13 protein-coding genes are annotated in these 14859 nt (G+C 74.8%); 6 read left to right on the top strand and 7 right to left on the bottom strand.

The window, feature by feature from the left end:
- Positions 1-18: 18 nt before the first annotated feature.
- The 6 genes from C7Y72_RS19855 to C7Y72_RS19830 all read right to left on the bottom strand — a co-directional run bounded on the left by C7Y72_RS19855 (position 19) and on the right by C7Y72_RS19830 (position 7209).
- Positions 19-984 carry an FkbM family methyltransferase gene (locus C7Y72_RS19855; protein WP_107570941.1) on the bottom strand — a complete coding sequence of 322 codons (966 nt, stop codon included), beginning with the start codon at positions 982-984 and terminating at the stop codon, positions 19-21.
- Entirely contained in the window at positions 981-1841 is an 861-nt protein-coding gene (locus C7Y72_RS19850) for a class I SAM-dependent methyltransferase (RefSeq protein ID WP_107570940.1), read from the bottom strand. Before C7Y72_RS19850 ends, C7Y72_RS19855 begins: the two co-directional genes overlap by 4 nt.
- Positions 1838-2587, bottom strand: coding sequence for a class I SAM-dependent methyltransferase (locus C7Y72_RS19845; RefSeq protein WP_199224021.1), 750 nt, complete (start codon positions 2585-2587; stop codon positions 1838-1840). Before C7Y72_RS19845 ends, C7Y72_RS19850 begins: the two co-directional genes overlap by 4 nt.
- Complete coding sequence (locus C7Y72_RS19840) at positions 2584-3984, bottom strand: O-antigen ligase family protein (protein ID WP_107570939.1); 1401 nt, start codon at positions 3982-3984, stop codon at positions 2584-2586. The genes C7Y72_RS19845 and C7Y72_RS19840 overlap by 4 nt, the downstream gene beginning before the upstream one ends.
- Positions 3984-5498: a tyrosine-protein kinase domain-containing protein gene (locus C7Y72_RS19835; RefSeq protein ID WP_107570938.1), complete on the bottom strand. Its 1515-nt coding sequence runs from the start codon at positions 5496-5498 to the stop codon at positions 3984-3986. The genes C7Y72_RS19840 and C7Y72_RS19835 overlap by 1 nt, the downstream gene beginning before the upstream one ends.
- A 100-nt stretch (positions 5499-5598) precedes the next feature.
- Entirely contained in the window at positions 5599-7209 is a 1611-nt protein-coding gene (locus tag C7Y72_RS19830) for an O-antigen ligase family protein (protein ID WP_107570937.1), read from the bottom strand.
- A 107-nt stretch (positions 7210-7316) separates the two neighbouring features.
- Between C7Y72_RS19830 and C7Y72_RS19825 the strand changes: the two genes are divergently transcribed.
- From C7Y72_RS19825 to C7Y72_RS19810, 4 genes are all read left to right on the top strand, one after another.
- Complete coding sequence (locus tag C7Y72_RS19825) at positions 7317-7748, top strand: hypothetical protein (RefSeq protein ID WP_107570936.1); 432 nt, start codon at positions 7317-7319, stop codon at positions 7746-7748.
- A gap of 132 nt (positions 7749-7880) precedes the next feature.
- Complete coding sequence (locus tag C7Y72_RS19820) at positions 7881-8915, top strand: ICP22 family protein (protein ID WP_146175472.1); 1035 nt, start codon at positions 7881-7883, stop codon at positions 8913-8915.
- A gap of 80 nt (positions 8916-8995) precedes the next feature.
- Positions 8996-10375, top strand: coding sequence for a phosphomannomutase/phosphoglucomutase (locus C7Y72_RS19815; RefSeq protein ID WP_107570934.1), 1380 nt, complete (start codon positions 8996-8998; stop codon positions 10373-10375).
- Positions 10372-11373 carry an MBL fold metallo-hydrolase gene (locus C7Y72_RS19810; RefSeq protein ID WP_158276956.1) on the top strand — a complete coding sequence of 334 codons (1002 nt, stop codon included), beginning with the start codon at positions 10372-10374 and terminating at the stop codon, positions 11371-11373. Before C7Y72_RS19815 ends, C7Y72_RS19810 begins: the two co-directional genes overlap by 4 nt.
- On the opposite strand, the gene C7Y72_RS19805 is transcribed toward C7Y72_RS19810, so the two are convergent.
- Positions 11360-12370 carry a glycosyltransferase family 4 protein gene (locus C7Y72_RS19805; RefSeq protein ID WP_154732153.1) on the bottom strand — a complete coding sequence of 337 codons (1011 nt, stop codon included), beginning with the start codon at positions 12368-12370 and terminating at the stop codon, positions 11360-11362. The genes C7Y72_RS19810 and C7Y72_RS19805 overlap by 14 nt on opposite strands.
- A 42-nt stretch (positions 12371-12412) precedes the next feature.
- Between C7Y72_RS19805 and C7Y72_RS19800 the strand changes: the two genes are divergently transcribed.
- Complete coding sequence (locus C7Y72_RS19800) at positions 12413-13360, top strand: glycosyltransferase (RefSeq protein ID WP_158276955.1); 948 nt, start codon at positions 12413-12415, stop codon at positions 13358-13360.
- Entirely contained in the window at positions 13357-14826 is a 1470-nt protein-coding gene (locus C7Y72_RS19795) for an oligosaccharide flippase family protein (protein WP_158276954.1), read from the top strand. The genes C7Y72_RS19800 and C7Y72_RS19795 overlap by 4 nt, the downstream gene beginning before the upstream one ends.
- The last annotated feature ends 33 nt before the right edge of the window (positions 14827-14859 follow it).

The raw sequence follows: 14859 nt of genomic DNA, 5'->3' as shown, positions 1-14859 counted from the left end.
CGGGACGGACGGCGCTGCTCAGGGGAGCAGCAGCAGGTCGGCGAACACGTCCGGGCGGTCGTAGCGGGTCGCGAGCGTCGCGACGTCCGCGGCCGCGATCACCGTCGGCGGCTCGTCCGACCACGGCGGCCCCATGTCGACGACGCGGCTGAAGTGCCGGCGGATGCTGTCGTGCAGCAGCTCCAGGCCCTCCGCCCGGTCCAGGCCGTAGCGCCAGTACTCGAGCACGACCGGGATGCCTCGCGCCAGCACGGCGTCGGCCCCCGCGAGGACGTGGCCCTCGTGCCCCTGCACGTCCATCCAGATCAGCCCGAGGGCGTCGGCGTCGATCTCCCCCTCCTGCGCGAGCGTGTCGAGCCGGCAGGCACGCACCGACAGGAGGTCCCGGCGCTCCTCGCCGATCAGCCCGGGCGCCGCGCTCGCCGCCCCGGTGCGGACCCGGTGGTCCCCGGAGTTCTCCGGGGAGAGCTCGAGCTGCACGGTGCCGTCGCGGTCGCTGAGCGCGAGCTCGAGGATCCGCACGTCGTCGGTGGCGCCGTTCTCGTGCAGGTTCAGCCGCAGCAGCCGCAGGTTGCTCGGGGCGGGTTCGACGGCGATCGCGGCCCGTGCGCCGTAGCGGCGCACCGCGTACAGGCTGGTGGTCCCGATGTTGCCGCCGATGTCGAGGAGCACCTTGTCGCGCAGCGGCTCGGCGACCCCGGTGTGCTCGGCGAGCGCCGCGACCAGGTCGGCCATCGCGCGCTCGTCGAGGCCGCGCTCGCCGAAGATGATCCGTCCCTCCTCCTCGGCGGTGGAGACGTGGAACCGCAGGTCGCCGCTGTCGACCGCGAGCATCGGCGTGAACCGGCGCGACAGCGTGAAGAAGTACTCGCGCAGCAGCCGCTCGCGCTGGCCGCGGTGGTCGATCGCGATCTTCACCGCGTTCTTGGCGTTGCGGGCGACGGCCGTGCGGCGCTGGGTCCAGACGGAGGGTGCGTTGTTCATGTGACCGCGTCGATCAGGTAGTAGGGGGCGAGGTTGCGCCGGTCGCCGGTGACCGCCCACTCCTCGTAGGCGAGGTAGGGCGCGCGCAGCAGCGGCGACCACTGCAGGTACCAGCCGCCGGTGAACAGCGGGATGACCTCGGCGGTGCTCCACGCGTCGTCGGTGACCTCGCGCAGCGCGTCGTACCAGCAGTGGTCGTAGTGCGCGCGGAAGACGGTGTCGGGCACGCGGCCCCACAGCCGCTGCATGATCGGCTTGGCCAGGCGGTGCGGGACGATGCGGTTGAGCACCGCGTGCATCGAACGGCCGCCGGCGAGGTAGCCGAGGAAGCGGCCGTCCTCGGCGAGGTAGCTGCGCAGGTTGCGCAGCGCGTCCGGCACCGGCTTGACGTGCTCCATGGTCAGCCAGCTGAGCACGAGGTCGAAGCGGCCGACGAGCGCGGGCTCGCGGATCGTCAGGTCGCCGACGACCATCTCGTCGTAGCTGCCGGGGGGCGCCTTGCGCAGCTCCTCCCCGTCGACGTCGAAGCCCACGTAGGTGACGCCCGCGGGACGGTCGGCGGGCGCGACCATCGGCCGGGCGCCGGCGCCGACGTCGAGGATCCGCATGCCGGGGCGCAGGGCGGCCTCCAGCCGCGGCTGGAACGGCACGTGCCAGGTGTCGGTGGCGTAGCGCGGCGGCAGCTTGCCGCGCGGGGACTCGCGCGCCGCGCGGACGATCCGCTTCCAGCGTCCGGCGGGCGGGCCGGGCTCCGGGGTCCAGACCGCGATGCCCAGGCCGTCGGCGAGCTCGTGGAGCTCCTCGGCCGTGCGGCCGTCGGGCCCGGCGTAGGGGGCGACCTCGCGCGCGGCGTTCACGCGCCGGTCCCGTCGAAGCGGTAGGCGGTCGTCACGATCGTGCCCTCCTCGTGGTCGACGCGGCAGATCTCGCGGGCCTCGTCGGCGACGAACGAGAACGGCGGGTCGGCGAGGACCACGCCGGAGCGGCGCTCGGTGCGGATGCCGGGCCCGGCGACGATGTCGAGGTTCGGGACGAACCGCGGGTCGTCGGAGACGTGCTCGGTGATGAGCACCCACCGGTAGCGGCGCAGCTTCGGCAGCACCTGCTGGATCTGCGCGTTGGAGAGGTGCTGCAGGACCTGCCGCACGAAGGCGACGTCGCCCTCGGGCAGTGGCTCGGTGAGCATGTCCAGGGCGCGGAAGTCGACGTCGAGCTCGGCCGGGTAGTGGCCGCGGTTGCGCTCGATCACGCTCGCGGCCACGTCGCAGGCGACGTAGCGCCCGCACGCGGGCCGGATGCGCGAGCCGACGTTGAAGTCGCCGCAGCCCAGGTCGACGGCGTCGGGCGGGACGGGAAGCTCCTGCAGGAACGCGGTGACCGCGGCGACGTACGGCTCGACGATGGTGGCGTCGTGGCTGCCGCGGCCGGAGGTCGGCTCGCCGCCGGCCTCCCCGCCCCACAGCCCCTCGCGGTAGATCGTCTCGAAGACCTGGTCGGTGGGCATGCCCGCGAAGCGCCGGGTGGCACGCGCGTTGCGGTAGCGGTCACGGGTGCGGAACGCCCAGGCGGGCGTGACCCGCTTCGCGAGCGACTTCAGGGTCATGTTGGGGTGGTCTCTCCGGTGGGTCGTGCGGCGGACGCGCGGCGCTGCTCGTCGAGCGACAGGCCGATCACGCAGCCGAGGGCGAGGAAGAACGCGACCCCGATCGGGGTGACGCCCAGGGCGTCGTCGACGAGGCCGCTGACGAAGAAGCCGGTCAGGGCGGCGGCGAGAGCGTACGCGAGCGCGGCACCCTCCCCCGAGGCGGTCCGGATCACGCGGCGCATCGCGGCGAGCGCCGTCGCGAACATCGCGAGGAACGCGGCGAGGCCGAGCAGCCCGTTCTCGATCGCCGTGTTGAGGATCAGGTTGTGGGCGTGGTCGGGCACGCCCTCGGGGAAGCGGATCCCGTAGACGCTCGCGTAGTAGCCGAAGTGCAGGGCCCCGACGCCGAAGATCGGGTGGTCGGAGAGGATCTGCGGCGCCTTGCGCCAGACGACGAGCCGCGGGTTGCTCGAGCCCGCGGTCTGGACCTCGGTGAGCCGCTCGACGACCTTGCCGGCGATCGGGGAGGCCGGGTTGCTGCCGACGAGCGAGACGACGAGGACGACCGGGAGCAGCACCGCCGCCATGCGCCGCACGGGCGGCCACAGCGCAAGCACCAGCAGCGCCGCGCCGAGCCCGACGAACGCGCCGCGCGAGACCGACAGGCCCATGCCGACGAGCGAGACGACGAAGCAGCCGGCGGCGACCGCGCGCACGACCGGATGGCCGCGCAGCGCGAGCACGACCTGGATCGGCATCGTCAGGACGAGCAGCGCGCCGAGCGCGTTGGGCGAGCCGAAGCCGCCGGTCGCGCGCGTGACGTCCCCGCCGCCGAAGACGTAGCCGGTCAGCGGCTTGGGATCGATGATCGCGACCGCCCCGGCGAGACCGCCGCAGACCGCGAGCGCGAGCATCACGAAGCGGACGTCGCGACGCGTGGCCGTCAGCGCGAAGCCGCCGACGACGACCAGCAGCGTCATCCACACGACGAGCTGGCGGCCGACGTCGACCGGCGAGACCGCGAAGACGAGACCGGCGGCGTTGACGAGGACCAGGACGAAGAACGCGATCAGGGCCGGATGGCGCGGCAGCCGCAGTGGCGTGGTGCAGACCCAGCGGATGAGCACGCCGATCGCCGCGAGGCCGATGACCGCGGCCGAGGGGCTGATCGCGCCGGGCCGGAACGCCTCGAGCGGGACGGCCAGGGCCGCGCCCGCGACCATCAGCGTCGGGTGGGCGATCGCGACGTACAGGGCGACGACGCCCGCCGCCGCGATCAGCGGCAGGATCGCGCTGCTCGGCGCCGCGTTGACCATCGCGGCGGCGAGGAGGCCCGCCAGCAGGACCAGCGCTCCGGTGAGCGCTACGCCGAAGGCGCCCGGCGGCCGCGACGCCCGGTGCGCCGTCGGCAGCATCACGCCCGCTCGGAGGCCGGCAGGCTCGTGTACGCGTACGAGCCCGCGTAGTAGGGACGCTGGCTCTTGTCCGCGGCGGTGAGGACCATGCCGACGGTCGCGTCGGGGAAGCGGTCCAGCGCGTTGCGCGCCGCGGTCGCGTCGTCGCGCGTGGTCTGCCCCAGGCGCAGGCACAGCAGCACCGCGTCGACCTGCGGGAGCAGGCCGATCGTGTCGCTCACGGGCAGCAGCGGCGCGCTGTCGAGCACGATCCGATCGTAGACGTCGGAGACCTGGGCGAGGAACTCGCGGAAGCGCTCGGAGACGAGCATCTCGGCGTGGTTGCTCGTGTGGCCGCCCGCGGTGATGACGACGAGCTTCGATCCGTCCCCGGCGTCCACGGTGTGGAGGATGTCCGCCGGCTCGGCCTCGCCCGCGAGGAACTCGGTGAGGCCGGGGCTGGCCGGCAGGCCCAGGCGCTTGGCGACCGTGGGGCGGCGCAGGTCGCAGTCGACGAGCAGCGTCGCCCGCGAGGCGACCGCCTCGGCCCACGCGAGGCCGGACGCGGTGGTGGACTTCCCCTCCTCGGGCAGCGGGCTCGTCACGAGGACGACCTTCGGCGGCCCGGCCGGGTCGAGGAACCCGACGTTCGTGCGCAGGATCCGGAACGCCTCGGTGTCCTGCTCCTTGGGCTTCTTGTCCCCGCTGCCGGGGAACGCGACGTGGCCGAGGGCGCGCGTGGTCAGGAAGCCGGCGATCGGCAGGTCGATCTGCTCGCGGACCTCGTCGACCTCGCGCAGGCGACGGTCGAAGGTCTGCCGCAGGAAGACCAGGCCGGCCCCGAGGATCGCCCCGAGCAGCGCGGCGAGCACGCCGTTGCGCACGGGCTTGGGCGAGGAGGGCCCCTCCGGCACCTCGGCGGTGCGCACGACGTCGACCGGGGTCGCGAAGCTCGCGAGCGCCAGCAGCCGGGCGGCCTGGTCCTCGAAGACGGCGCGGCGTGCGAGGTTGCGGTCGCCCTTGAGGCGGTTGGCGCGCCGCTGCGCGGCGCGGCCCCCCTCGCGGTACCGGGCCTTCACCCGGTCGGTGGCGTCGTCGCGGACCGCGGCGGCCAGGCCGTTGGCCAGGCGGGCCGCGAGGTCGGCGGTCGGTGCCTCGACGATGATCGAGACGAGGTTGCTCGCCGGGTCGACCTGGGTGCTGACGGAGTCCTGGATCTCCTGGACGCTGAGGTCCACGCGCAGCGTCCGCCGGACCTCGGCGATGACGTCGGGGCGCGTGATCCGCTCCGCCTGGGCGGCCGCGGCCTTGTCGGGCTGGAAGTCCGGGGACGCCGGGATCCCGAGCGCCTGGAGGTCGGCGGAGTTGTCGTTGAACGCCACCGCCGACCGTGCCTCGTACACCGGATCGGTCGCGGCCGAGAGGGCCACGGAGGTCCCGACGGCGAGCCCGATCGTGAAGAGGATGATGGCGGCGTTGCGGCGGACGACCGCGTACAGCGCCGGGAGGGTGATCGAGGTCGAGGCGTCGTTCATGAGATGGAGAGAGCCGCCACGCGCCGGTGGCGGCGGGCGAACATAGCAGTGGGTCGGGGCGTTCCATACATCGGCAGGTCCCCCTGCAACCAGGAGCGGGTCACGACGTGGCGGCCGCCCCGCGACCGCGTCCGCGCGACCCCTCGCCCCCGCCCCGGCCGCCCGGGAGCGAGCTGTGCAGCGCCGCCGCCAGCACGAGCGCCGGGAGCGTCACGCCCGCGAGCTGCCAGTCCCAGTCCAGGGCGGCGTGCACCACCCAGACGGTCACGGCGCCCCCGCCCGCCGCGGCCTGCGCGCGCGTCAGGCCGCGCGTCCGCACGCGCACGGACCGCAGGCCCGACAGCAGGCCGGCGAGGATCATCGCCAGGATCGCACCCCCGACGAGCCCGAGCTCCGCGAGCGTCTCCAGCGGCAGCGAGTGCGCGTTGCGGATGCTCTCGGTGATCTCGCGGCGCTCGAACCACGCCACGCGGTAGCCGCCCGCGCCGACGCCGACGAGCGGCGCGTCGGCGAACGTCTCGCGCGCGACACGGAAGGACTCCGAGCGACTGGACCGCGACTCCGACAGGCGCTCCTGCCCACGTGCGGGCGCCGCGCTCGAGTCGAGGAACTCGTCGTACTGGCGGTCGACGAACGACCGCGCGCCGAAGACGCCGTCGGCGACCCGTCCCTCGAGCCGCTCGCCGGCGGCCGCGTAGCCGGCGGCGCCGACCAGGGCGAGGACGAGGCCCGCGACGATCCCGACGACCGGGACGCGCTGCGCCCCGACGGGGACGTGACGACCGCGGGACCGGGAGCCGGTCGGGCGGGTGCCGGGCTCGAGGGCCGCGACGACCCACTGCACGGCGGCGGCGCCGGCGGCGAGCGCCACGAGGACCGCGAGGGCGCGCCCGCCCTCCCGGGACTGCACGTCGAGGGCACCGGGCATGTCGACGAGCTCCGGCGACCCGCGCACGACGAGCACCGCGACGGCGCCCGCCGCCCCGATGATCGCGGCCGACCCCAGGAGCCGCACGCGGCGCGGCGAGAGCACGGCGAGCACGAGGAGGCCCAGGAGCGCGGCGGCGATCGACGCGCGCGAGAGCGTGAGGTACAGCGCGAGCGTGGCGACGGTCCCGCCGGCGGCGGCCAGCGCCCGCTCGACCCGGCGGCCCTGCGGGTCGCAGGCCAGCGCAGCGGTGGCGACGATCGCCATCGCGGCGATCGCCCCGAGGCCGTTCCAGTAGCTGATCGGGTACGAGAGCCGCCCGCCCGCGAAGGAGACGAGGCCGGGATCGGTCGGGATCAGGAACGGCCGCAGGCGCGAGAGCACCGCGGCGACGCAGATCGCGACGAGCACGAGCACGACGAGCCGCACGAGCAGCGCCGCGTGGCGGCCCGTCCCGGCGGCGAGCAGCGCGAGGGCGAAGACGGCGGCGTAGGCGCCGGCACGGATCATCGCCTGGGTCGCCGCGACCGGGTCCGGGGACCAGGCGGCGGACAGGCCGCTCCAGGCGGCGAGGGCGACGATCCCGGTGAGCGTCAGCAGCCCCGGTCCCGATGGGACCGCGACGCGCGGGAGGACGAGCACGAGCAGCGCCAGCCCGACGAGCGCGACGACGCCGATCAGCGCGACGTCGGTGGGGAAGTAGCCGCCCGAGGTCCAGGCGGCGAGCACGAGCAGCCCGGCCACGAGGACGCAGGCCAGGACGTGGAGGGGCTCCAGCGGCACCCGTCCGCCACCCCGACGCGTCCGCGTCCGCCCCTCGCCCCGTCCTCCGTGCACCGCGGCAGCGTAGTGCACGATGTCGGCGGAACGTCGCGCTAGGATCGCGGGCCGTGGACGCCGTCGCGCTCTCCCGACCGATCCGAGGAGCGCTCGCGTGCGCGTTCCTGGCGGCCGCGTTCGTGCTCGCGCTGTCGCTGCAGCAGGAGCGTCGGGTCGACCGGGCCGAGTCGGCGCTGGAGCGCGGCAACGGCGAGCAGGCGGTCGCACTGGCCCGCCGCTCGGACGGACCGACGGTGCGCCCTCGCGCGCTGCGCATCGAGGCGCTCGCGGCCCTGCGCCTGGGCGAGCTCGTCCCCGCCGAGCGCGCGTTCCGCGCGGCGATCGACCGCTCTCCGGAGGATTGGACCCTGCGCTACGACCACGCGATCGTCCTGCGGCAGCTCGGTCGCGAGGACGCCGCGGCCGCCGAGATGGGTCGCGTGCTGCAGCTCAACCCGCTCGCGGCGCTGCCGCCCGGGTTCGTGTCCCGCACGAGACGCTGAACCCCCTCGTGCAGGGGATTCTGCGCCGCTCGCTCGCGTTACGTCCGGATTCCGGCTAGCCTTAGCACGGTCCGGCGCAGGGGTGTTGCCGGAATCACACCAACGTGTAGTGCATCCAGATCGGGGAAGACGGTGCGGAAGCTGATTGCAGGCGTTGTGGCGGCGGTCGTCGCGGGGCTCTGCTTTGGGGGTGTCGCGTACGGCCAGGGCGCCGGCGGCGACCAGTACACGCCGGGCAACGGCGTCAACACGACGCCGGTCGGCGGCCAGGGCACGACGCCCACGGCGACGCCGACCCCGGCGCCGACCACCGAGGACCCCGGCACGCCCGCCGAGGAGCAGCCCACCGACTCCGGTGGCACCGAGAACGAGAACCAGGCCGGCGAGAACGCGGCCGAGGACGACGGCGCCTCCGAGGGCGACACGGCGTCCGGTGGCGACGCCGCCACCACGACCGGCTCCGGCGACACGTCCGCCGCGCCGACCGGCTTCCCGACCAACCGGGTCACGGTCCTCACCTGGGGTCTCGCGTCCGACGACCTGCTCGAGGACATCCGCCAGGCGCTCGAGGGCGCCGGCCTGCAGGTGCTCTTCGAGGGCGACGCCTCGAGCAAGACGCTGAAGGAGTTCCTGGAGTCCGACGAGGCGAAGGCGCTCTCCTCCGAGGGCCCCCGCGCGATCGGTCGCGCGTTCGGCGCGCAGCTCGTCAACCCGACGCCCGCGCTCACCGACGCGCTGCCCGTCATCTTCAAGAACGACCCGCTGTTCGCGCCGGTCATCCGCGCCGTGCTCACCCGCCGCGCCGGGATCAGCAAGGACGCGGCCGAGCTCCTCGAGGGCGTCGCCGAGGGCCTGCGCTCCACCGGCATCCCGGTCGCCTACGTCGAGATCAGCGACACGAAGCCCTCGTTCGTCGAGGACTACGAGGACCTGAAGATCCCGGTCGTCGACAACGTCGACACCACCGAGGGCAAGCAGAAGCTCGGCGCGATCATGCTCGGCGAGGGCTCGACGACCGAGTCCGTCACGCCGGACAGCGCCTCCGCGCTCGGCGCGGCGCCCCAGACCGACGACGGCGCGCCGACCGGGTCGATCGCGCTCGTGCTCGCGCTGCTCGGCTGCGTCGCGCTGTTCTTCATGAACCAGGCGCGTCGCGCCCGTCGCTGACGCGTCCGTCGCTTCGGTCGCCGCACGGTGACCGGAGCGCCGCAGTTCCGGCACGCCGCCCGCGGACATAGGATGCGCGCATGAGCGTGCCTCCCGAGATCTTCAAGGCCTACGACGTCCGCGGCCTCTACGGCGAGCAGATCACCGGTGACGTCGCCGAGGCCATCGGCCGGGCGTTCGCCCGGGTCATCGCCGGACTCGAGGGCAAGCCGGTCTCCGACGTCCGTCTCGGCCTCGGGCGCGACATGCGTCTCACGGCGCCGGAGCTCGCGGGCCGATACCGCGCCGGCATGGTGGCGGAGGGGGCGTCGGTGCTCGACGCCGGCCAGGTCGGCACCGAGATGCTCTACCACCTCGTCGGCTCGCGCGAGCTCGACGGCGGCCTGATGTGCACCGCCTCGCACAACCCGAAGGCGTACACGGGCGCGAAGCTCGTCAAGCGCGGCGCGATCGCCCTCAGCGGCGACGAGGGCATCCAGGACATCCGCCGGCTCATCGAGGAGGGCCTCGGCGAGCCCGCCGCCCAGCCGGGCACGGTGCAGGACGTCGACCTGTACGCCGAGTTCTTCGACAAGGCGCTCTCGTTCATCGACCCCGCGAACGTGCGGCCGCTGAAGGTCGTCGTCGACGGCGGCAACGGCATGGCCGGGCCGATGGTCGGCCCCGTCCTCGATCGCCTGCCGATCGAGCTGATCGAGACCTACTGGACGCCGGACGGGAACTTCCCCGACCACGAGCCCAACCCGCTGCTCCCCGAGAACCGCGAGTTCATCATCGCCAAGGTCAAGGAGACCGGCGCCGACCTCGGGATCGCCTGGGACGGCGACGCGGACCGCTGCTTCTTCATCGACGACACCGGCGAGTTCGTCGACGGCGACTTCCTCACCGCGATCCTCGCCGAGCACCTGCTCGCGAAGTCCCCGGGCGAGGCGATCCTCTACGACGCGCGCGCCTCCTACGCGGTCGCCGACACCGTGACGGCCGCGGGCGGCACGGCGCACATCAACCGCGTCGGCCACGCCTTCTTCAAGGGCCGGATGAAGCGCGAGGGCTCGCTGTTCGGCGGCGAGGTCTCCGGCCACTACTACTTCCGGGACTTCTACTGCGCGGACTCCGGCACGATCCCGGCGCTGCTGATCCTCGAGAAGCTCTCCGTCGAGGGGAAGGCGCTCAGCGAGCTGCTCGCCCCCTACCGCGCGAAGTACTTCATCTCCGGCGAGGTCAACTCGACCGTCGCGGACGGGCCCGCCAAGGCGAAGGAGATCGAGGAGCTCTACGGCTCCCGGCCCGGCGCGACCGTCACGCACGTCGACGGCGTGTCGGTCGACTTCGACGACTGGCACTTCAACGTGCGGATGTCGAACACCGAGCCGCTGCTGCGCCTGTGCCTGGAGTCGCTCGTCTCGCAGGCGGACATGGAGGCCAAGCGCGACGAGGTGCTCGGCGTGATCCGCGCGTGAGCGGCGACCCGTGGGCGGGCGCCCGCGCCGTCGGCATCCACGCCCTCCCCATCCCGACCCCGTTCCTCGTCGGACGGGTCAACTGCTACCTGATCGAGGACGAGCCGCTGACGCTCGTCGACTGCGGGCCGAACTCCGGCCGCGCGCTCGACGAGCTCGAGCGCGCGCTCGCGGCGCACGGCCGGCGCGTCGAGGACCTCGAGCGGATCGTCATCACCCACCAGCACGCCGACCACCAGGGGCTCGCGGGCATCCTCGCCCGCCGCTCGGGCGCGGAGGTCTGCGCGCTCGACGCCCTGGCCCCGTGGCTGGCCGGGTACGCGCAGGAGACCGTGCTCGACGAGGAGTTCACGCAGCTGCTGCTCGCGGCCCACGGGGTGCCCCGACCGGTCGCCAACGCACTGGCCGCGGTCTCCCACGCGTTCCGGGGCTGGGGCGGCGCCTGCCCGGTGGACCGCCCGCTGCCGGACGGCGGCACGCTCGAGTTCGCGGGGCGCACGCTGCGGGTGCTGCACCGGCCCGGGCACAGCCCCTCGGACACCGTGCTGCTGGACGAGGCGCGCGGGGTGCTGCTCGGCGGCGACCACCTGCTCGCCCACATCAGCTCCAACCCGCTGATCCAGCGGCCGCTCGGCCGGCCCGCCGACGCGCCGCGCCCGCACGCGCTGGCGACCTACATCGCGTCGATGCGGACCACGGCGGCCACCGACCTGGAGCTCGTGCTGCCCGGTCACGGCGAGCCGTTCGCCGACCATCGCGCGCTCGTCGCGGACCGCGAGCGGCTGCACGAGCGCCGCGCCGCGAAGATCGCGCGGCTCGTGGAGGACGAGCCGCTGAGCGCGCACGAGGTCGCGCGCCGGATGTGGGGCGACGCGGCCGAGAGCCAGGCGCTGCTGACCCTCAGCGAGGTGCTCGGCCACACCGACCTGCTGCTCGCCGACGGCCGCGTCCGCGAGGACGTCGGCGACGACGGCGTCGTGCGGTTCAGCGCGGCCTGAGCGCGATCGCGGCGTGGACCGCCGCGGCGGTGGCATCCCAGCCGCGACCCGCGACGTGCGCGAGCCCCCGGCGGCGCCACGGCGCCGGATCGGCCAGGACGTCCAGCAGCGCGGCCGTGAAGCCCTCGTGGTCGTCGGGGTCGACGAGCCGGGCCGCGCCGCCGCAGGTCTCCGGCAACGCGGCGGCGCGCGCGGCGACGACCGGTGTCCCGCACGCCATCGCCTCCAGGCACGGCAGGCCGAGGCCCTCGTAGCGGGACGGCAGCACGAACGCGCCCGCCCCCGCGTAGAGCCCGGGAAGGTGGCCGTCCGCGACCGGGCCGAGCTCGCGGATCCCGGCGACCGCGGGCTCGGCCCGGAACTGCGGCCGGTCGCCGCCGACCGCGACGACCGTCACCCCCTCCCCGGCCAGGCGCCGGGCGGCGGGCCCGAGGGCGGCGAGGTTCTTGCGCGCGGTGCGGCTCGCGACGGTCAGCACGTAGGGCGCGCCGGGCTCGAGGCCGACCGCCGTGGTCGCGGCGGCGACCGCCGCGTCGTCGACGGGCCGGAACGCCTCCCCCACCCCGCCGGGCACGACGGTCGCGTCGACCCCGAGCAGCTCGCGCAGCTCGCGCGCCGAGAAGGCGGAGACGGTCAGCACGCGTGCCGCTCCCGCGACGATCCGCGGCAGCAGCAACCGCTGGAGGCGGACGTAGGCGGGGCTGTACCAGGACGGGTCCCGCAGCGCCGCCGCGTCGTGGACGATCACGGTCGTGCGCGGAGACCCCAGCGGCGCGAGGTTCGCCGGGCACAGCAGCGCCTCGTGGCGGGCGGCCCGCAGCGGCAGCCACGCCTGCTCCCAGACGTGGCCGGCGCGGTGCGCCAGCGCGGCGGGCGGCGCCAGCACCCGGTAGCGGCCGGGGGCGTGCGCGGGCAGCCGCGCGACCAGCTCGCGGGCCCAGCGCTCGACCCCGCCGAGCTCGGGGCGCACCGCGGCGCGCGCGTCGATCGCGATCACGCGGCGAGTATGCCCGAGGGCGCGCCTGCGAGGATGGGCCCGTTGTCCGCGCACGCCGCACCCGCCGTGACCGTCGCCGTCGTCTCGTGGAACACGCGGGACCTCCTCGACGCGTGCCTGCGCGCGCTCGAGCCCGAGCACGTCGCGGGGCGCGCCGCGGTCGTCGTCGTGGACAACGGCTCGGGTGACGGCTCCCCCGCCCTGGTGCGCGACGCCCATCCGTGGGCGGCGCTCGTGGAGCGACCCGACAACCCCGGGTTCGGCACGGCCGCGAACGTCGCGCTGGCCGGGGCCCGGACGCCGTACGTGGCCGTCGCGAACGCGGACACCGCGGTGACCCCGGGCGCGCTCGACGCGTTGCTGGCCGCGGCCGCCCGGCACGGGGACGCGGTGCTCGCGCCATGCCTGCGCACCCCGGGCGGCGGGATCCAGCACAGCGTGCACCCGTTCCCGTCGCTGCGGCAGGTCGCGGCGGTCGACCTCGGCCTCGCGCGGGTCCTTCCGGGCGAGGCGCGGCGGCTCGCATTGGAGGGCGCCTGGGATCCGGGCGCGGGGCGCACCGTCGACTGGGCGCACGGCGCGTTCCTGCTGCTGCCGCGCGCGCTGTGGGAGCGGCTGGGCGGCTTCGACCCGTCGATGTGGATGTACGCGGAGGACCTCGACCTCTGCTGGCGCGCCGCCCGGGCCGGGGCCCCGACCCGCTACGTGCCCGACGCGGTGGTCGAGCACCACGTCGCCGCGTCGACCACGCAGGCGTGGGGCGCCGGGCGTCTGCAGCGCAGCCAGCGCGCGGCGCACGCCTGGTCGCGCCGCCGTCTCGGGCCGGCGCGCACCGCCGCGTGGTGGGCGCTGGCGGTCGGCGCGGGCGGCGTGCGGTCCGCCGCGCTCACCGTCGCGGCGCGCCTGGCCCCGGCCGGGTACGGCTGGCGGCGCGACCGCGCCCACGCGCTCCTGGCCGCCCGTCTCGCGGCCCGTCGGGAGGGCTCGTGAGCAGCCCCGGCTCCCAGCGCTTCGACCTGCGCGGCCGCAGCCTGCGGGTCGTCGCGGCACGCGGCACGCTCGTCAACAGCGTCTTCCTCGTCGCGCTCGCCGCGCTGGGCCTGCTGCGCGGCGTCATCCTCGCCCGCTTCCTGGAGCCCGACGACTACGGGATCTGGGGTGTCCTGATCATCTCGCTCGGCACGCTGCTGTGGCTCAAGCAGGTCGGGATCGGCGACAAGTACATCCAGCAGGACGACCCCGACCAGCAGCTCGCCTTCCAGAAGGCGTTCACGCTTGAGCTCGCGTTCACGGCCCTGTTCACGCTCGTGCTCGCCGGCGCGATCCCGGTGATCGCGGTCACGTTCGCCCCGTCGGAGATCGTGCTGCCCGGCTACGTGCTGCTCTGCGTGATGCCCGCGCTGGTGCTGCAGGCGCCGCTGTGGATCTACTACCGGCGGCTGGAGTTCCTCAAGCAGCGGCTGCTGCAGGCGGTCGACCCGCTCGTCTCGTTCGTCGTGGCGATCGCGCTGGCGATCGCCGGGGCCGGCTACTGGGCGCTCGTGCTCGCCGTCGTGGCGGGCGGGTGGGCGTCGGCGATCGTGAGCGTCCGCTCGTGCCCGTACCCGCTGCGCCTGCGCTACGACCGCGGGACGCTGCGCAGCTACGCGTCGTTCTCGATCCCGCTGCTGCTCGCGTCCGGCAGCGCGATCGTCATCGCGCAGGGGACGATCACCGCGACGACCGCGCACCTCGGGATCGCCGCGGCCGGCGTCGTGACGCTCGCGGCCTCGATCTCGCAGTTCGCCGACCGCGTCGACCAGATCGTCTCCGGCACCCTCTACCCGGCGATCTGCGCGGTCGCCGACCGGACCGAGGTGCTGCAGGAGGTGTTCACCAAGGCGAACCGCATCGCGCTGCTGTGGGCGGCGCCGTTCGGGCTCGGGCTCGCGGTGTTCGCCGGGGACCTCGTGCACTTCGTGCTCGGCCAGGACCGCTGGGGCGACGCGATCCCGGTCCTCGAGGCGTTCGGGGTCGCCGCCGCGGTCAACCACCTGGGGTTCAACTGGGACAGCATCCTGCGGGCCCGGGACGACACGCGGCCGATGGCCGTCGCGGCCGGGCTGACGCTCGTCGCGTTCCTCGTCGTGACGCTCCCGCTGATCCTGCTCGAGGGACTCGAGGGGCTCGCCGTGGGATTTCTCGTGCAGACCGTGGTCGTCGTGCTCGCCCGGTTCTGGTTCCTACGGCGCATCTTCCCGGCGTTCCGGACCCTGGCGCACTGCGTCCGCGCGTTCGCCCCGGCCCTCGTCGCGACGGCCGTCACCCTCGGGCTGCGGCTGCTGGACGGGGCCTCCGCGCGGGGTCTGGTGACGATCGCCGAGCTCGCGACCTTCGTCGCGGCCACCGCGGTCGCCACGGTCGCGCTGGAACGCGACCTCGTCCGCGAGGCGCGCGGGTATCTGCGCCGCGACTGATCCACGAGCCGGACCGATGCAGACAGCCGCCCG

It is taken from the genome of Paraconexibacter algicola (assembly GCF_003044185.1).
GTDB lineage: Bacteria > Actinomycetota > Thermoleophilia > Solirubrobacterales > Solirubrobacteraceae > Paraconexibacter > Paraconexibacter algicola.
The sequence above is the reverse complement of the archived record's forward strand: the minus strand, read 5'-3'. Positions and strand labels throughout refer to the sequence as shown.